At 63.6% G+C, this 18,407-nt stretch carries 17 protein-coding genes; 11 read left to right on the top strand and 6 right to left on the bottom strand.

Annotation, left to right across the window (positions count from 1 at the left end; genetic code table 11):
* Together BJN45_RS05370 and BJN45_RS05365 are read left to right on the top strand one after the other, a co-directional pair.
* A complete protein-coding gene (locus tag BJN45_RS05370; protein ID WP_076092896.1) occupies nt 1-891 on the top strand; it encodes an alpha/beta fold hydrolase in 891 nt (296 codons plus the stop codon).
* Nucleotides 888-2,204 carry a M18 family aminopeptidase gene (locus BJN45_RS05365; RefSeq protein WP_076092894.1) on the top strand — a complete coding sequence of 439 codons (1,317 nt, stop codon included), beginning with the start codon at nt 888-890 and terminating at the stop codon, nt 2,202-2,204. Before BJN45_RS05370 ends, BJN45_RS05365 begins: the two co-directional genes overlap by 4 nt.
* A gap of 7 nt (nt 2,205-2,211) precedes the next feature.
* On the opposite strand, the gene BJN45_RS05360 is transcribed toward BJN45_RS05365, so the two are convergent.
* A complete protein-coding gene (locus BJN45_RS05360; protein ID WP_076092892.1) occupies nt 2,212-5,457 on the bottom strand; it encodes an EAL domain-containing protein in 3,246 nt (1,081 codons plus the stop codon).
* 80 nt (nt 5,458-5,537) lie between these two features.
* Here BJN45_RS05360 and BJN45_RS05355 point away from each other — a divergent pair, with 80 nt between their 5' ends.
* From BJN45_RS05355 to BJN45_RS05320, 8 genes are all read left to right on the top strand, one after another.
* A complete protein-coding gene (locus BJN45_RS05355) occupies nt 5,538-6,881 on the top strand; it encodes an ATP-binding protein (RefSeq protein WP_083650873.1) in 1,344 nt (447 codons plus the stop codon).
* Nucleotides 6,878-7,408, top strand: a complete 531-nt coding sequence (locus tag BJN45_RS05350) for a response regulator transcription factor (protein WP_076092890.1) — start codon at nt 6,878-6,880, stop codon at nt 7,406-7,408. The genes BJN45_RS05355 and BJN45_RS05350 overlap by 4 nt, the downstream gene beginning before the upstream one ends.
* Before the next feature lie 175 nt (nt 7,409-7,583).
* Entirely contained in the window at nt 7,584-10,436 is a 2,853-nt protein-coding gene (locus BJN45_RS05345; protein WP_076092888.1) for a monovalent cation/H+ antiporter subunit A, read from the top strand.
* Between the two features lies 1 nt (nt 10,437).
* Nucleotides 10,438-10,779, top strand: coding sequence for a Na+/H+ antiporter subunit C (locus tag BJN45_RS05340; RefSeq protein ID WP_076092886.1), 342 nt, complete (start codon nt 10,438-10,440; stop codon nt 10,777-10,779).
* Nucleotides 10,776-12,305, top strand: coding sequence for a monovalent cation/H+ antiporter subunit D (locus tag BJN45_RS05335; protein WP_076092884.1), 1,530 nt, complete (start codon nt 10,776-10,778; stop codon nt 12,303-12,305). Before BJN45_RS05340 ends, BJN45_RS05335 begins: the two co-directional genes overlap by 4 nt.
* Complete coding sequence (locus BJN45_RS05330) at nt 12,305-12,832, top strand: Na+/H+ antiporter subunit E (protein ID WP_076092882.1); 528 nt, start codon at nt 12,305-12,307, stop codon at nt 12,830-12,832. Before BJN45_RS05335 ends, BJN45_RS05330 begins: the two co-directional genes overlap by 1 nt.
* On the top strand, nt 12,829-13,098 hold the full coding sequence (locus tag BJN45_RS05325) for a K+/H+ antiporter subunit F (RefSeq protein WP_076092880.1): 270 nt from the start codon (nt 12,829-12,831) through the stop codon (nt 13,096-13,098). The genes BJN45_RS05330 and BJN45_RS05325 overlap by 4 nt, the downstream gene beginning before the upstream one ends.
* A 10-nt stretch (nt 13,099-13,108) precedes the next feature.
* A complete protein-coding gene (locus BJN45_RS05320; RefSeq protein WP_076092878.1) occupies nt 13,109-13,477 on the top strand; it encodes a Na+/H+ antiporter subunit G in 369 nt (122 codons plus the stop codon).
* Between the two features lie 68 nt (nt 13,478-13,545).
* Here the strand turns inward: BJN45_RS05320 and BJN45_RS05315 are convergent, their stop codons facing one another.
* Genes BJN45_RS05315 through BJN45_RS05305 form a run of 3 tightly spaced genes read right to left on the bottom strand, consistent with a single transcriptional unit; the run spans nt 13,546 to nt 15,082 of the window.
* Complete coding sequence (locus tag BJN45_RS05315) at nt 13,546-14,010, bottom strand: copper chaperone PCu(A)C (RefSeq protein ID WP_076092876.1); 465 nt, start codon at nt 14,008-14,010, stop codon at nt 13,546-13,548.
* A 12-nt stretch (nt 14,011-14,022) separates the two neighbouring features.
* The gene (locus BJN45_RS05310; RefSeq protein ID WP_076092874.1) at nt 14,023-14,625 is read right to left on the bottom strand and encodes an SCO family protein; all 603 of its coding nucleotides are present in this window, start codon (nt 14,623-14,625) and stop codon (nt 14,023-14,025) included.
* 1 nt (nt 14,626) lies between these two features.
* Nucleotides 14,627-15,082: a hypothetical protein gene (locus tag BJN45_RS05305; protein ID WP_076092872.1), complete on the bottom strand. Its 456-nt coding sequence runs from the start codon at nt 15,080-15,082 to the stop codon at nt 14,627-14,629.
* A 176-nt stretch (nt 15,083-15,258) separates the two neighbouring features.
* Between BJN45_RS05305 and BJN45_RS05300 the strand changes: the two genes are divergently transcribed.
* Complete coding sequence (locus BJN45_RS05300; RefSeq protein WP_076092870.1) at nt 15,259-15,753, top strand: TlpA family protein disulfide reductase; 495 nt, start codon at nt 15,259-15,261, stop codon at nt 15,751-15,753.
* Nucleotides 15,754-15,768: 15 nt separating this feature from the next.
* On the opposite strand, the gene BJN45_RS05295 is transcribed toward BJN45_RS05300, so the two are convergent.
* Nucleotides 15,769-15,948, bottom strand: coding sequence for a LiaI-LiaF-like domain-containing protein (locus BJN45_RS05295; protein WP_076092868.1), 180 nt, complete (start codon nt 15,946-15,948; stop codon nt 15,769-15,771).
* Nucleotides 15,949-15,963: 15 nt separating this feature from the next.
* Nucleotides 15,964-18,186 carry a RelA/SpoT family protein gene (locus BJN45_RS05290; RefSeq protein ID WP_076092866.1) on the bottom strand — a complete coding sequence of 741 codons (2,223 nt, stop codon included), beginning with the start codon at nt 18,184-18,186 and terminating at the stop codon, nt 15,964-15,966.
* Nucleotides 18,187-18,407: the final 221 nt, after the last annotated feature.

Here is an 18,407-nt window from a genome sequence, read left to right as displayed (position 1 = left end):
ATGCTGCCGTTCTCCCTCCTGCTCTGGATCGTCATCGAACTGGTGATCTATTTTTTCCTCGGCCTGAAACTCGCGGGTGCCGACGCGCCTGCGGCCGCAGCGGGCGCGCTGATCACGCTGCTCATCGTCCGTGCCAACCAGAACGCAATCACCTGGCTGTTTGGCTGGAAGTACGCCACTGCGGGGAGCTGGCCGGGACTCTGGCGCAGCCTGCGGGTCATGATCGGCGAGTATTTCGCCTTTCTGCTGACCTTCCTCCTGGTCATTCCATTCGAACGCCTGTGGCTGCCGGCCGACCGCCTGAACGGCAAGGGCCGTGTCGTCCTGCTGGTGCACGGTTACGGTTGCAGTCGCGGTGTCTGGTGGCTGCTGCGCCGACGGCTCGAAGCGGCCGGCTGCACGGTGGCGACGATCAGCCTGTTCCCGCCGTTCACCAGTATGGGAAAAATGGTCCCGCTGCTCCATGATCGGATCGAAGCTGTTTGCCGCGAAACCGGATCAAAACAACTGATACTGCTCGGCCACAGCATGGGCGGCCTGATCTGCCGGTCTTATCTTGCCCGCCACGGACACGCACGGGTCTCGGCACTGATCACGCTGGCCACGCCGAATGCCGGTACCCGGCTGGCCCGCTATGGCATCGGCCAGAACGCCAGGGAAATGCAGGTCGACTCGCTGTGGCTGCGTGACATGGCGGTTGAAAAACCGGGCGTGCCGGCCATCGCGTTCCGCAATCCCTGCGACAATTACGTCATGCCGCAGGACAACCAGCGGCTGCCCGGTGCCCGCAACGTCGATCTGCCACCGGTCGGCCACATCGCCATGCTCTATGATCGCCGTGTTGCAGCGCTCGTCGTCGACGCCTGCAAGGACCTGGAAAACCACCGATGACCGCTCCGCTCGCCATTGCCGACAGCACCCGCGCCCAGGCGCAGGACCTGCTCGATTTCATCGACGCCAGCCCCAGCCCGTGGCATGCCGTCGCCACCTGCAAGACCCGGCTGCAGGCAGCCGGCTTCCAGCGCCTCGAAGAATTCGACCGCTGGCAACTGGAGCCCGGCGGACGCTACTACGTCACCCGTGGCGGCTCGTCGATCATTGCCTTCACCATCGGCAACCAGCCACTGGTGGAAACCGGCCTGACCATGGTCGGTGCCCATACCGATTCCCCCGGGCTGCGGATCAAGCCGAAGCCCGCCGAAGACGCCGCCGGCATGATCCGGCTGGGCGTCGAGGTGTACGGCGGCCCGATCCTTGCGACCTTCGCCGACCGCGACCTGGCGCTGGCTGGCCGGGTCATGGTGCGCAACGCCAGCGGCATCGAAAGCCGGCTGGTGCATATCACCGAACCACTGCTGCGCCTGCCCAGCCTGGCCATCCACATGAACCGCGAGGTCAATGAAAACGGCTTGAAGTTCAACAAGCAGACCGAGCTGCCGCTGCTGCTCGGCGTCTCAACCGACGACCACAAGGCCGACGCGCATTTCCGCCGGCCGCTGGCAGCAGCGCTCGATGTCCCGCCGGAAAGCCTGATGACCTGGGAACTGGCTGCCTGCGATACGCAAAAAGGCAGTTTCTGGGGCGTCGACCGCGAATTTGTTGCCAACGGCCAGCTCGACAACCTGGCCTCCTGCCACGCGGCGCTGACCGCCCTGCTGGCGGTCGAAAAACCGGGGCAAACCTGTCTGGTCGCCCTGTTCGACCACGAAGAAGTCGGCTCGGAAAGCGCCGCCGGCGCTGGCGGCAGTCTGGTCGGCGACGTCCTGCAACGGATCGCCGGCAATTTCGCCCTCGATGCCGAGGACCTGCGCCGCCTGCTGGCCCGCAGCTTCTTCATCAGCGCCGACATGGCACACGCCTGGCACCCGAACTTCCCGGCTGCTTATGAACCCTGCCACCGCGTCCTGGTCAATGCCGGCCCGGTGATCAAGAGCAACGCCAACCAGCGCTACAGTACCGGCGCCGAAACGGCGGCGCTGTTCATGGCCATCTGCGAACAGGCCGGCGTACCTTGCCAGCAATACGCGCATCGCACCGACCTCGGCTGCGGCAGCACCATCGGCCCCATTGTCGCCGCCCGCCTGGGCATCCCCAGCGTCGATGTCGGCTCGCCGATGTGGGCCATGCACAGCATCCGCGAAAGCGCCGGCGTGCTCGACCACAGCTACATGATCGCCGCGCTGACCGGCGCCTTCCGGCTCTAGGCTTCGCTCAGCGCGCGTCGATCCACTGCGCCAGCGCGTCGGCCGCCAGCGGCCGGCTGAACAGGTAGCCCTGCATCACCGGACAGCCACGCTCGGCGAGGAATTGCCGCTGGGTTTCGTTCTCGACCCCTTCGGCAACCACGTCCATGCCGAGGTCGCGCGCCAGTGACAGGGTCGCCATGGCGATCGCCACATCCTCGAGATCGTCCGGCACGTCCTTGACGAAGCTGCGATCCAGCTTCAAGCGGCAAATCGGCAGGCGCTTCAGATAAGACAGACTGGAATAGCCGGTGCCGAAATCGTCCAGCGCCAGCCGGATGCCAAGCTCGCACAACGCATTCATCCGCGCCAGCACTTCCGGTGTCGGCTGCATCAGCGCGCTTTCCGTCAGTTCGAGTTCAAGCCGCTTGGGATCGGCACCAGTCTCGTCAAGAATGCGCCGGACGGTGTCGACAAAAGTGGCCTGACAAAATTGCAGTGCCGAAATATTGACCGCCATCACCAGTTCACGCCCGGCCGCCTGCCACCCGGCCAATTGCCGGCAGGCGGTTGCCAGCACCCAGTCCCCCAGCGGGATGATCAGACCACTTTCCTCGGCCACCGCGATGAACTGAACCGGTTGCAGCATGCCCAGTTCCGGATGCTGCCAGCGCACCAGCGCTTCGCAGCCGAGTACCCGGCCGTCGCCAGCCGCCACCTGCGGCTGGTAGTGCAGCACCAGTTCATTGCGTTCGATGGCCCGCCGCAAGGCGTTTTCCAGCATCAGCCGCTCGAGCGCATGGACGTCCATTTCCGGCTTGAAATAGTGATAAGTGTTGCGCCCCTGATCCTTGGCACAGTACATCGCCACATCGGCGTGCTTGAGCAGCGCACTGACATCGTCGCCATCGCCCGGGAAGACGGCGATGCCGATGCTGGCCGATACCGTCAGTTCGTGCCCTTCGATCAGCATCGGCGCCTGCAACGCACCAATCAGCTTGCGCGCGACCAGCGCCGCGTCTTCCGGATGCTCAAGTGCAGGCAGCAGCACGACGAATTCGTCGCCCCCCAGTCGGGCCAGAAAATCGTTTTCGCGCAGACAGAGATTGAAGCGCCGGGCAACACCGGATAACAACTGGTCACCTACCGGATGCCCGAGTGAATCATTGACCGCCTTGAAATGATCGAGGTCGATGAAGAGGACAGCCAGGCGCTCGGCCAGTCGGGTCGCGTTGCGCAGTTCGAGATGCGCCCGCTCGTTCCACTGGGTGCGGTTCGGCAGGCCGGTCAGCACATCGTAATGGGCGAGGAAGGCAATATGCTCCTCGGCCGCCCTCGCCGCCGTCACATCCTGGGCCGTACCGCGGATACGCAGTCCACCGCCGGCGCAAGGATCGCTCTCGATGCGGAAATGCAACATGCCGGGAATCGGCCCGTCTTCGTCCAGGCGGCAATCGAGCGCCACCTGTCCAGGCTCGGCAGCCAGCTGTTCAAGCGCATTGCGCAATGCCGTGCGATCGTCCGGATGCACGCGCTCGACCAGATCGGGCAAACTGACGACCGTTTCCCGACCCAGTCCCATGATGCTGCGCAGCTCGTCCGAACAGTGGCAAGCCAGCGCATCGGGCAGTTTTTCCCAACTACCGAGGCGGGCAATCCGTTGCGCCTGCAGCAGTTCCTCCTGCTGCTCGACCAGTTTGCGGCCGGCATCGGCCAGTTGCCACGTCCGCTCTTCGACCAGCCGCTCAATGCGACGCGCCCGACCACTGGTCAGCAACAGGAAGGCACCAAGTACCGCCGTGCTCAGCAACCCGACGGCAAGCGTCAGCCAGACCCCCCAGCTGCGCAAGATCGACATGTACTCATCCGTTGCGGCGATCTTCAATTGCCAATGCCGTCCGGCAAAACCCAGCGGTTCCTGCCAGTGCAGGCGACGATCCTGCCAGTCGGCAGCCTCGCAATCAGCCGGCCCGAACAGGCGCTGGAGACCGTCATCATCGACCAGGCAAACCGCCAGGCCGTCGCGTGTCTCACCGGACAATGCGGAAATGAGCACGTCGTCCATCCGGAAAACCCCGGAAACCATACCGATCTGGCGTAATGGCATGCCGGCAAAAACTGCGTGGTAAATGACGACACCGCGCTGCTCACCCTCCTCCTGAACCAGGCGGATCGATCTGGAAGCGATCGGCAAACGGGTTTCCCGGGTACGCAAGGCAGCCTGGGCCGTCTGTTCGAGAAACAGCGGATCAAGACCGATGACGCTGCGGTTGGCCGCCAGTGGTTCGACATGGAGGATCGGCAGGTACTCCGGGCGGGCATCGGCAACAAAGGTACGTCCGGCCGGATCCCGGCCAAGAATGGAAAAATCCGCCATGCCGTTGGCGCGAACGGCAGCCTCGAATGCGGCACGATCGGAATCAGCCACCAACGGGCTCCAGCCGAAATTCTGGGTGCCGGGATAACGTGCCAGCAATGGCGTCACAAACTCGTGCCAGACCTGCGCATCAAGTGCCGGATGAACGGTGGCCAGCCGCTCCAGCGCCAGCATCTGATCCAGCTGTGCGTCGAAGCGCTTGCGCACGAGACTGGCGACATGTTCGGCATCACGGTTCAACTGGGTCTGCAGACGTCGCTCTTCCCAATGCGAAACCTGCATGAAGGTAGCGGCGAGGACGCCAAGCGCAATCAGCATCGGCACCGTCACGGTCAGCCGGCGCGAACGCCATTCGGCTGCCGGCATGCCGAAAAACACCATGAGCAGGGGCACCATGATGAGTACGCCCAGGGTATCGCCGGCCCACCAGTTCATCCAGGTGAATGCGGCATCGCTGCCGGAAACCGCCCCCATCAGCAACAGCGAAAGTGTCCCGGCACTTGGGCTGATCAGCGACCCCACCGGCGCCACGACGAGAACAAATCGGACGATGCTGTCGTGACTGTCCATCGGGTTGTCGCGGCCCAGCAGTCGACAGGCCAGGAAATAGCTGAACCATGCCTGCACGGTAGCCCCCAGGCTCGGCACGAGGAGCATCAGCCAGCGCGTGCTGTCGACCCCGCTCTGCATGGCGGCGAGTGCCTGCACGACAAGCGCGCCGGCAAAAATGCCCGGCAGACTGCGTCGACCGTAAACCAGCATCGCCGCCAGTGCGACACCGGCAGGCGGGAACAGGGGAGCGGCATAGCCGGGGGGCACGGCAATCTGCAACGCCAGCCAGCCGGTCAGTGCGTAAATCAGGGCAAGCAGCAGATTGCCGCGCAGGAAAGCAGACATCAAAAACCTGTAACAATGGTGCAAAATTTCGGGGATTATAAATTCCCCTGCCCGGCTAGCAGATCGGCTGGCTGCAAATAATGCCTGCCGCCCTGCACACCTGCGACAATCTGCCGCAGTGCAGGATAACGCACCAGCCGGAACAAATCACCGATAATCCGCCGATGCCCTTCATCGCACCCACTGCCGACAGCAGGGAATACCTGCTCAACCTGCGCCGCCTGTTCGGCCTGCGCTGGGCCATGCTGGCGCTGATGGCGCTGCTGGTCATGCTCGTCCCCGGACTGCTCGACATCGGTTTGCCGCAGGTCGTCATGCTCGCCATCATTGCCATCGGCGCCCTGCTCAACGCACTGGGACACTGGTATGCCGGGCGCCGGCAGTCAGCAACGGCGAACGAGCTGTGCAGCCAGCTGATCATCGACATCACGACCTTGTCGGCGCTGATCTTCTTCAGTGGCGGAGCCACCAATCCGCTGGTTTCCCTGCTCCTGCCCCCGGTCGCCATCGCCGCCCTCGCCTTGCCCAGGCGCCAGGTGATGCTGATCGGGGTCATCGCCGTCGCTGCCTATTCGGTGCTGATGCTGTTCTACCTGCCGCTGCCCATCGCCGATGCCACCCGCGCGACGCAATTGCACCTGATCGGCATGTGGCTGACCTTCACCGTCTCGGCCTTGCTCATCGGCTGGATCATCCTGCGCATGAGCCAGCTGATCCGCCAGCGCGATGCCGCACTTGCGACAAGCCGGGAACAGGCGCTGCGCGACGAGCGGGTGACTGCGATGGGCACGCTCGCCGCTGGCGCGGCCCACGAACTCGGCACCCCGCTGGCGACGATGGCCCTGCTCGCCGGCGAGCTGGCGCAGGATGCACGCCTGCCGGCGGAAGTCCGCGACGACATCGACCTGCTGCGCCGGCAGATCGCGGCCTGCAAGGAGATCATCAGCGGCCTGTCGCGGCGCGCCGGCGCCGAGCGCCTTGAAAACACCTCGTTGCAGCCGGTCGACCGCTGGCTCGACGAGCTCCGGCAAAAATGGCATGCCCTGCGCCCGCAGCCGGGCAGTCGCCTGGTCATCGGCAGCGACGGCCCAGCCCCGCTGATCGTCGCCGACCCGCGACTCGAACAGGCGCTGCTCAACCTGCTCAACAACGCCGCCAACGCCTGCCCGCAACCGCTGCTGATCCGGCTGGCCTGGAGCAGCAGCCGGATCGACATCGATATTCACGATAGCGGCCCGGGCTTCCCACCGGAGGTGCTGGCGATCTGCGGCCGCCACAAGCTTCCCGCTCACGAAGGCGGCTGCGGCGTCGGCCTGATGCTGACCTGCTCGGCGATCAACCAGCTCGGCGGTACCCTGCATCTGAGCAACCCCGAAACCGGCGGCGCCCTCGCCCGCATCCAGCTCCCCATCGACAGCCAATGACCACGCCCATCCTGATCATCGACGACGACCCAACCTTCAACGCCATCCTGGTACGCACCCTGAGCCGGCGCGGCCACCCGGCAATCGGCGCGGAAAACGGCGAGGACGCGCTGCGCCTGGCCAGCCAGCATCAGGCCGGGCGCGTCGTGCTCGACCTCAACCTGAACGGTGTCTCCGGCCTGTCGCTGATTCCCCAGTTGCTGGCCATCAACCCTCACGCCCGCATCGTCGTGCTGACCGGCTACGGCAGCATCGCCACCGCCGTCGAAGCAGTCAAGCGCGGTGCCACCCAGTATCTTGCCAAACCGGTCGAAATCGAAGCCATCCTCGGCGCCTTCGAAGACGATGCCTTGCCGGACAGTCCGGCAACGCCCGACGAGCCGCTGTCGATGGACCGGCTCGAATGGGAACATATCCAGCGCGTGCTCAACGAACACGCCGGCAATATCTCGGCAACCGCACGCGCATTGAAGATGCATCGACGCACGCTGCAGCGCAAACTCGGCAAGCATCCGGTACGCGCCTGAGACCAATTTACGGATTGTTGAATTCGTCAATCCGTAAAATCCGAAGTATCGATCTCCCGGCACAGTGTTGGAGAATCAAGAAGAGGACCCTTATACTGCCCCTTCCACAGCCTGACCGTGGCCCCCTCACCGCCGCAGTACCGTTTCACCCCCGTGACCTCCGGAACGTGAGCCCATGAGCCTTGCCCTGATCGTTATCCTGCCCTTTCTCGGGGCCATTCTGCCGGCGCTGATGATCCGTGCCGGCCGCAATGCCTGCGCGACCAGCACCTTCACGGTCACGCTGCTGGCCTTCCTGTTGCTGATGACGCATGCGCCGGCAGTGTTCCGCGGCGAGATCGTGCAGATCCGCTGGGAATGGGTCCCGCAACTGGGTCTCAACGTCAATTTCTTCCTCGACGGCCTCGGCTTCTTCTTCGCCGGCCTGATCCTCGGCATCGGCCTCTTGATCATCACCTACGCCCGCTTCTACCTGGCGAAGGAAGACCCGATGGGCAGCTTCTACAGCTACCTGTTGCTGTTCCAGGGCGCCATGGTCGGCATCGTGCTGTCGGACAACATCCTGCTGCTGCTGATTTTCTGGGAACTGACCAGCCTGTCGTCATTCCTGCTCATCGGTTACTGGAAGCACCTGCCGGAAGGTCGCCAGGGCGCCCGCATGGCGCTGACCGTCACCGGTGCCGGCGGCCTGTCGATGATCGCCGGCATGCTGATCCTCGGCAACATTGCCGGCTCCTACGATCTGTCGGTGATCCTGCAGCACAAGGAAGCGATCCAGGCCTCGCCGCTGTATCTGCCGGCGCTGCTGTTGATCCTCGGCGGCTGCTTCACCAAGAGCGCGCAGTTCCCTTTCCATTTCTGGCTGCCGCACGCGATGGCAGCGCCGACGCCGGTGTCCGCCTACCTGCACTCGGCAACCATGGTCAAGGCCGGGCTGTTCCTGATGGCGCGACTGTGGCCGGTACTCGCCGGCACCGACGAATGGTTCTACCTGGTCGCCACGACCGGCCTGATCACCATGGTCATCGGCGCCTGGATCGCGCTGTTCAAGGATGACCTGAAGGGCTTGCTCGCCTTCTCGACAGTCAGCCACCTCGGCCTGATCACCTTCCTGCTCGGCCTCGGTTCGCCAATGGCGGCGGTCGCCGCCGTCTTCCACATCCTCAATCACGCCACCTTCAAGGCAGCACTGTTTATGAACGCTGGCATCGTCGACCATGAAACCGGCACCCGTGACATCAGGAAACTCGGCGGCCTGATGGCGCTGATGCCGATTTCCGGTACGCTGGCGATGATAGCCGCCGCATCGATGGCCGGCGTGCCGCTACTCAACGGTTTCCTGTCGAAGGAAATGATGCTTGAGGAAGCCGCCCACACCGCCTGGCTCGGCCACGACTGGCTGATCCCGGCGCTGGCGACGCTCGGCGCGACCTTCTCGGTGGCATATTCGTTCCGCTACATCGTCCATGTCTGGTTCGGCAAGCCCGCCGGTGAAACACCCCGTCATCCGCACGATCCGCCGTTCGGCATGTGGGGGCCGCCTGCGCTGCTGGTCGTGCTGGTCGTGCTGATCGGTCTGTTCCCGGCAGCCATCGCCGGCCCGCTGGTCGCCACCGTTGCCGGCGCTGTCATTGGCGGCCCGCTGCCCGACTACCATCTGGCGATCTGGCACGGCCTGACACCGGCGCTGGGAATGAGCGCTGTCGCCGTCGTCGTCGGTCTGTCGCTGCTGATGGCCTATACCCGCGTCCGTCGCGGCTGGGCGGCCGGCCCGCACCCCGAGGCCAAGGCGATATTCCAGGGAACGCTCGCTGCCGCCGTCCGGCTGGCCCAGTTCATCACGCATGGCCTGCACAATGGTTCGCTGCAACGTCACCTGGCCTTCACGGTCGGTGCCGCCGTCGTTGTCGGATTTGCCGCCTTCACGGCAGCCACGCATGCCCCGGGCAATCGCGAATTGCTGCCGGCGACACCGGTTGCCGTCGTCGTCTGGTCGCTGCTGGTCGGGGCGACGCTGGCCGTGGTTTTCCTGCATCGCCAGCGGTTGACCGCACTGATTGCCATTGGCGTCGTTGGCATGGTCGTCTCCCTGACCTTCGTCTATCTGTCGGCACCGGACCTGGCGCTGACCCAGATTTCGGTCGAAGTGGTGACCGTCATCCTGATCCTGCTGGCGCTGAATTTCCTGCCCAAGGAAACACCCAGCGAAAGCACTACCGGGCGGCGCCTGCGCGACGGCATCATCGCTGCGCTGGCGGGCATCGGCGTCGGCGGTGCAGCATGGGCCATGACCACGCGCAATGCCGAAACACTGTCCGGCTACTACCTCGAACAATCGGTACCGGGCGGTGGCGGCACCAACGTGGTCAACGTCATCCTGGTCGACTTCCGCGGCTTCGATACTTTCGGCGAGATCATCGTGCTCGGCATTGCCGCACTGGTCATCTACGCCCTGCTCGATGGCGCAACGCATGGCGCGGTCGGCCGCAAACTCGCGGCCTGGGCACCGGACCAGAAGCGCGCCGCCGACCGTCATCCGCTGATGCTGGTGGTGGCAACCCGCGTCATGCTGCCGCTGGCGCTGATGGTCGGCGCCTTCATTTTCCTGCGCGGTCACAATGTTCCCGGCGGCGGTTTCATTGCCGGCCTGGTCGTCGCCATCGCACTGATCATGCAGTACATGGCCAGTGGCTATAGTTGGGCAGCGCAACGGATGAAGGTCGATTACCACGTGTTGATCGGCAGCGGCGTGCTGATCGCTGCCGCTACCGGCATCGTTTCCTGGCTCGCCGAGCACCCCTTCCTGACCAGTACCTTCGGCCACTTCCATCTGCCGATCATCGGCGAGTTTGAACTGGCTTCGGCGATGGCCTTCGATACCGGCGTCTTCCTGACCGTCATCGGTGCCACCATGATGGCCTTGTCGAATCTCTCGCGCATCGGCTGCCTGGCCGAGTCGCTGCCACTGCAGGAGGCGCCGATGGAACCTGACCTGCGCAATGCCAACGAAAAGGCAAGGGAGCACTGACATGGAATTCCTGCTTTCTTCCGCCATCGGCTTGTTGACCGCGGCCGGGGTCTATCTGATCCTGCGCGCCCGCACGTATCCGGTCGTCCTTGGCCTGGCCCTGCTCAGCTACGCCACCAACCTTTTCCTGTTCGCTACCGGTCGCCTGGTGCTCGATCGCCCGCCGGTGATCTCGGCGCTGGCCAACGGCTATACCGATCCGCTGCCACAGGCGCTGGTGCTGACGGCCATCGTCATTTCGTTCGGCATGACTGCGGTCATCGTCGTCATGGCGCTGCGCAGCTATCTCGAAAACGGCAGCGATCACGTCGATGGCGAAACGCACAGCGAGGACCGCTCATGAACCACTGGATCATCGCCCCGATCGTCCTGCCGGCCATCATGGCCCCGATCCTGCTGATGGCGGCCCGCCACGATGTCGTGCTGGCGCGGATCTTTTCGATCGCTTCAAGTGTCGCCCTGCTCGGCATCGCACTGGCGCTGACAACGATGGTCAGCGACGGCATCATCGTCACCTATGCACTCGGCAACTGGATTCCGCCTTTCGGCATCGTCCTCGTCGCCGACCGCCTTTCGGTGCTGATGCTGCTGTTGACCGCAGGACTGGCATTGGCCGTGCTGCTCTTTGCCATCGACGGCAGCGACCGCCAGGGACGCCATTTTCATGCGCTGTTCCAGTTCCAGCTGATGGGCATCAACGGCGCCTTCCTGACCGGCGACTTCTTCAACCTGTTCGTCTTCTTCGAAGTCCTGCTGATCGCCTCCTACGGCCTGATGGTGCATGGCGGCGGCGCCGCCAGAACGCGGGCTGGCGTCCAGTACGTGGCGATCAATCTGGTCGGCTCGACGCTGTTCCTGATCGCTGTCGGCATGATCTACTCGGTGGCCGGCACCTTGAACATGGCCGACCTGGCAATCCGCGTCCCGAAGATCGCTGCCGGCGACCAGGCCTTGCTGCAGAGCGGTGCGCTGTTACTGTTGCTGGTTTTCTGCATCAAGGCCGCGCTGGTGCCGGTGCATTTCTGGCTGCCCGGCACCTACGCCAACGCCCCGGCACCGGTTGCCGCGCTGTTCGCGATCATGACCAAGGTCGGCGCCTATTGCGTGATCCGCCTTTACATCCTGGCCTTTGGCGCCGACGCCGGTGTCGCCAGCTGGCTGGCTGCGCCCTGGCTGCTGCCGGCAGCGCTGGTAACGCTGGTACTGGGCATGACCGGCGTCCTCGCTGCCCGCCGGCTCGGCCAACTGGCCAGCTTTGCGGTGATTGGTTCAATGGGCATGCTGCTCGTCGCCATCGCACTGTTTACACCGGCATCCCTGTCGGCCGCGTTGTACTACCTGCTGCACTCGACGCTGGCCGGCGCCGTGCTGTTCCTGATCGCCGATCTCGTCAGCCGCCGCCGCCCGGGCCAGGACGACGCGATGACCGTCGCCCCGCGCTTTGCCCAGCTGAGCCTGCTCGCCGGTGCCTTCTTCATCGCTGCCATCGCCGCCACCGGCATGCCGCCGCTGTCCGGCTTCATCGGCAAACTGCTGATTCTCGATGCGGCCCGCGACAGCGCCAACCCGGCGCTGATCTGGTCGCTGCTGCTGCTAACCTCGCTGCTCGCAATCATCGGCTTCGGCCGGGCCGGCAGCACGCTGTTCTGGAAGAGCACCGGCGAACCCGGGCATTTCCCCGCCGCGCCGGAAAGCAATACACTGTCGCTGGTCGCCATCGGCCTGCTGCTCGCCGGCAGCGTCGGCCTGACACTGTTTGCCGGACCGCTGACCGCCTATCTCGACGCCACCGCCGAACAGGTCTTCGCCACCCGCCAGTACATCGAGGCGGTACTCGGCAATACGGTACTGGAAGGAGGCATCCTCTGATGGCCCATGCACATGTTTCCGGCGAACAGCCTTCCCTGCTCCGCCGCTGGTTCCCGCACCCGCTGCTCAGCCTGGCGCTGACGCTGATCTGGCTGCTGCTGATCAACAGCTTCTCGGCCGGCGGACTGCTCGTCGGCCTGACCCTGGGCATCGCCATTCCGCGCATGACCAGCGGTTTCTGGCCCGACCGGCCGAACATCCAGCATTACGGCAAAGCCTTTGCCTACGTCCTGCTGGTGATTCGCGACATCGTCGTCGCTAACCTCCAGGTCGCCTTCATCATCCTCTTCCGCCCGCTCGGCAGCCTGCATACCCGCTGGGTCTGCGTACCGCTCGAACTGACCAATCCGGAAGCAATCACCGTCCTCGCCGGCACCATCACGATGACCCCGGGCACCGTCAGCTGCGACCTGTCGGCCGACGGCAAGGCGCTGCTCGTCCATTGCCTCGACGCACCCGATGCCGAAGCCACCATCCGCGACATGAAAGAACGCTACGAATCCCGGCTGAAGGAGATCTTCCCATGATCGAATACGCCATTCTCTATGCCTACGTCGCCATCAGCGCCGGTCTGCTGTTCAACCTGTGGCGGCTTTTTGCCGGCCCGAGCACGGTCGACCGCATCCTTGCCGTGGACACCATGGTCATCAACATCATTGCGCTGATCATCGTTTACGGCATCCAGATGGGCAGCACCATCTACTTCGAGGCGGCGCTGCTGCTGGCCATGTTCGGCTTCGTGTCGACGGTGGCCTACTGCAAGTTCATCCTGCGCGGCAACGTCATCGAATAAAGGAACAACCATGGAATTCTTCAACGAACTACTGGTTTCCGCGCTCATCGTCATCGGTGCCAGCTTTGCCCTGGTCGGCTCCTACGGCATGGTCAAGCTGCCCGACCTGATGAGCCGCCTGCACGCACCGACCAAAGCCACGACGCTGGGTGTCGGCGGCGCCCTGGTCGCCTCGATGGTGTATTTCCTGGCACTCAACGGCACCGTGTCGATCCACGAACTGCTGATCTCGCTGTTTCTCTTCCTGACCGCGCCGATCACCGCGCACTTCCTGGCCAAGGCCTGGATGCACAGCCAGCAGCCGACCGATCTGCCGCGCCCGGAGAAACATGACTGGTCGACCTTCGAAAGCACCGCGCACGGCAACGACAAGGACTGATCATCCGCATCCACGAAAAAAGGCCCGGCGATCACTCGCCGGGCCTTTTGCCGGAAAACCCGTAAAAATCAGTGCTGGCCGTGCTTCATCGGCATCGCCGCCGACATCATCTTCACCACCTTGACGTCCACCTGCTTGCTGCTGCCATCATCGAAGGTCAGCGTGATCGGCACGACCTGGCCTTCGCTCAGCGGCGCCTTCATGTCGATCAGCATCACGTGCAGGCCACCCGGCTGCAACACCGCTTCGCCCTTGGCCGGGACGTCGATGGCCGGCACCTGACGCATGCGCATGACGCCCTTGTCGTTGATGTGCGTGTGCAGTTCGGTCAGGCGGGAAGCCGGATTGTCGGCCTTGACCAGCTTGGCATCCTTGCTGCCGGTATTCCTGAGCACCATGAAGGCACCGGTAGCCTGCGCGTTCGGCGGCGCCAGACGGACGTAGGGCTCATGGACGACGACATCGTCGGCAGCGCCGGCGAATGCTGCGGTCGACAGGCTCAGGGCAGCAAAAAGGAAGGACAGGCGTTTCATGGAGAATGCTCCTCAGGGTTGGTTCAGGTATTGACGAATCAGTGCAGCCACCTGATCGGGTGGCGTGCCATGTGCCATGCGGGCAAGCAGACGGGTATCCGGCCCGACGATGAAGGTTTCAGCCGAGTGATCGACGACATAGGCAGCACCTGCCATTTCCGCGGGCTGTGCCTTGTAGAAGACGCCATAGCGCGTCGCCAGTTCGGCAATCTCCGCCGGGTTGCCGGTGACGCCGACAATGCCGGGATCAAAGAATTCGACGTAGGTTTTCAGATGGTCAACCGTATCGCGCTGCGGATCGACCGAGATGAAGAAAACGGCCAGCCGCGCCCGCTCCTCCGGCGTCAACAACACCATGCCGGCCGTCAGTGCGGTCAGCGTCGTCGGGCAGATATCGGGGCAATAGGTGTAGCCAAAATAGAGCAGACTCAACTTGCCACGGGAATTGCCCAGTGTCACCGGTCCGTCCGCCGACTGCAGCGTGAAGTCGCCGCCGGGCGGCAGCGGACTCACCGCTACCGGCGTCGGCGCCGTATCGGGATGCCAGAACAGCCCCAGGCCAATGACCAGACTGGCCAGCACGGCAACAACGATAATCAGCAGACGCTCGGACATATCACCCTGTAATGAAGCGGAAAGGCACGGCAATGCGCGCATCCTGTGTTTCGACCAGCACCGTCGCCTGCCAAGTCATGTGGCCGGTGATGCACACCGGCAGCGTCACGTCACCGGCAAACACACCGGGCGTCCGCTCCTGCAGACGCGGACGATTGAAACCCATGTCCATGTCCACACCGGCGAAATCGACATCGACCTGACGTGCCCCGGCAACTTCGACCTTGACCTCGAAGGGCTTGACCAGCGGCACCGGCCGCGTGCCGAACGAAAAACTCAGCGCCCCACCACCGGGCAGCTGCACGGTACACGGCCCGCTCTGCAAGCTACATGCGGGATCCGGCTCGACCGTCAGATCGGCCTTCGGCAGCAGCATCGGCGACAACTTGTAGCCAACCAGCACCACCAGCGCGATGAGCAGCAGACCAATGATGTCGAGGAGAATTTTCTTGTTCACAGGCTTCTTTCATGATGACCCGGTCCGGCATATTTCCGGCGTATCCGGTCACGGCAGATATTGTTGCATGATGCTTTGCTGACAAAAGTGCGGCATATTGTCGCAGTGTTCCCGGCCACTACTTCGCCGAATGCTAATATGCACCGCTCCGACCACCTGATGATCCAGATCAATTCGTGAAAACTCTCCTTGCCGCCATCGTTTTTGCCCTGTTTTCGTCGTTGACCGCAGCAGCCGAAACACCCGATGCCAGCGCCTTCTTCGCTGCCACGCTGCACAATCCGGACGACAAGCCGGCAGCGCTGTCACGTTTCAAGGGCAAGCCCCTGGTCGTCAACTTCTGGGCCCGCTGGTGTCCACCCTGCCGGGCCGAGATTCCCGAACTTAACGCGTTCCAGAAAACGCACCAGGGCCGGATCGAGGTCGTCGGCATCGGCATTGAAGACGACGCTGCCGCGGTCAAGACCTTCGTCCGCGAACATGCCATGAACTACCCGGTGTTTCTCGCCCGCGACCAGGGCCAGTCATTGATGACGGCGCTGGGCAACCGGCGCGGCGGCCTGCCCTACACACTGTTCATCGACCGCCACGGCCGCGTTGTCGGCCAGAAGCTCGGCCTGCTGCGCAAGGGTGATCTCGACGCGATCACGCCGCAACTGCTCGCGCGCTGACGCGCGGTCGGCCGCTCAGGAGCGGTCCCGGCGCCCGTCCGGTGCGAACAGCATTGCCACCCCGACCCCGATCGGGATCAACGGCCACCAGGTGCCGATCAATTCAAAGATGTTGATGTGAAACAGATCAAGGTTCGCCCCCAGCGCTGCGACACCGACAACGATCAGCACGATGGCTGCGACATTTCCCTTCATGCGGACTCCCTGGATTCAGGCACGACGTACGCCGACCACGCCTTCGACCTCGTGAATGAGGGTCAGCGTGCGCTGCAACTGGCGCAGATTGGTGATCTCGACGGTAAAGCTCATGTGCGCATTGCCCTGGCGTGACTGGGTATTGACGCCGACGACATTGAGCTTCTCGCGGGTGAAGATTTCCGAGATGTCGCGCAGCAGGCCCTGACGATCGTGCGCATCGACAACGATGTCGCAGGCGAAGACGCCGGTCGTCTCACCGCCCCAGTCGGTCTCGATGACCCGTTCCGGATGCAGCGCGGCGAGATTGGCGAAATTCGAACAATCGGCACGGTGAATGGAAATCCCCTTGCCGCGCGTGATGAAGCCCTGGATCTCGTCCGGTGGCGCCGGCTTGCAGCAGCGCGCCAGTTGCGTCAGCAACTTGTCGACACCGACGATCAGGATGCCCTGATTGCCTTCGACCGGCTTGCGCGGCTTGGTTGCCACAGCGTCCGGCACCAGGTTTTCCAGTGCCGCCTCGCCACCGCGGGCGACGGTCTGGAACTGACGCTGGTTCAGCTCGCCACGGGCTGCCGCGATATAGAGATCGTCGGCTTTGGCGAAATCGAGCTTGCGCGCCAGTTCGTCAATATTGCCCCCGCTCTGTCCCGCACGCTGCAATTCCTTGGCAATCAGTGCCCGCCCTTCGGTCAGCGTCTCTTCCAGCGCCAGCGTCGAGAACCAGGCACGCACCTTGGTCCGCGCACTCTTGGTATGAATGTAACCGAGCGAGGGATTCAGCCAGTCGCGTGACGGACCACCGAGCTTGGCAGTGACGATCTCGACCTGCTGGCCGGTTTCCAGCGGCGTGTTCAGCGGCAGCAGATGACCGTCGACCTTGGCCCCCCGGCAACGATGGCCGAGATCGGTATGCACGCGGTAAGCGAAGTCGACGGCGGTCGAACCGGACGGCAGATCGACGACCCGCCCCTGCGGCGTCATCACGTAGATCGTTTCGTCGAGCGCGGCCTGTTTGTAGTGATTGACCCAGTCGGAGCTGTCGGCGACCTCGTTCTTCCAGGTCAGCAGTTGGCGCAACCAGGCGATCTTCTCGTCGTAGGCATCGGCCCCCGGCGCGCGGGCGCCTTCCTTGTAGCGCCAGTGCGCAGCAACGCCGAGTTCGGCATGCTTGTGCATTTCCCAGGTGCGGATCTGGATTTCCAGACTGCGCCCGTCCGGACAATGCACGGCGGTATGCAACGAACGGTAGTGATTGCCCTTGGGATTCGAGATGTAATCGTCGAACTCCTTGGAAATCGGCTGCCACAGGTTGTGCACGATGCCGAGCGCGGTGTAGCAGTCCTTGACGTCATCGACGATGATGCGCAGCGCGCGCACATCGTACACCTCGGAGAAGTCGACGCCCTTCTTGCGCATCTTGTTCCAGATACTGAAGATGTGCTTCGGTCGACCGTAGATTTCGGCGTTGGTAATGCCGGAAGCCACCAGTTCCCCGCGGACCTTGGCCACCGCATCGCTGATGAAGGCTTCGCGCTCGCTGCGCTTTTCATCAAGCTGCTTGGCGATGGTCTTGTAGATGTCGGGATGGATGAAGCGGAACGACAGATCCTCCAGCTCCCACTTCAGCTCCCAGACACCGAGGCGATTGGCCAGCGGCGAATAGAGTTCGAGCGTCTCACGCGCCACCTGCACGCGCAGGTCGTCGGGATTCGCCGCGTAATAGCGCAGCGTCTGCGTCCGGCTGGCCAGTCGCAGCAGCACGACGCGGATATCCTCGACCATCGCCAGCAGCATCTTGCGCAGGACTTCGACCTGCGCGCGCATTTCCGCCGGATTGCTCTCGCCGGCCTCGATATCGACGGCGACAAAACCCTTGGCGATCGGCCGCAGACGATTCAGCCGGAAAATGCCATGGACCAGATGGGCGGCCGGCTTGCCGAACTTTTCCTCGATGCGTGCGACGCCATGTTCTTCCTGCGCCGGGATGGCGAACAGCACGGCGGCAATGCGCGATTCCACGTCGAGCTTGAGGCCGGCAATGATCACGGCCATCCCCAGCGCATGCGACCAGACGCGTTCACCACTGCCCAGCGTGCGGTCGCCGTAGGTTTCCCAGGCGTAACTGACGGCATCCTGCAGTCGCTGAACGTCGGGCGCCGGCAAACCGGCCGAGAGGATGGCGAGGAACTGCTCGAAATCGCTTTGGGCAGCGACGGAATGGACGACTGAAACCATGGCCGCGATTATAGGTCTGAGCACTCAGGAAAGACAGAGTTCAGGCACCTAGCTTACACACTGTCACATGCCGCCAGCACGGAGCGTCAGCATGGATCTGCAGCAATTGACCACGACCAGGCCATCGGGGTTTACCCCAATCCCTCCTCATCCCATTATGTGGGACCGTGCACAACGTTATGCGCCGTATCCGGCCAATTGCCCAAGGTCACAAGCCGGAA

The organism is Azonexus hydrophilus (assembly GCF_001956855.1).
GTDB lineage: Bacteria > Pseudomonadota > Gammaproteobacteria > Burkholderiales > Rhodocyclaceae > Azonexus > Azonexus hydrophilus_A.
This window is presented reverse-complemented; position numbering and strand designations above follow the sequence as displayed.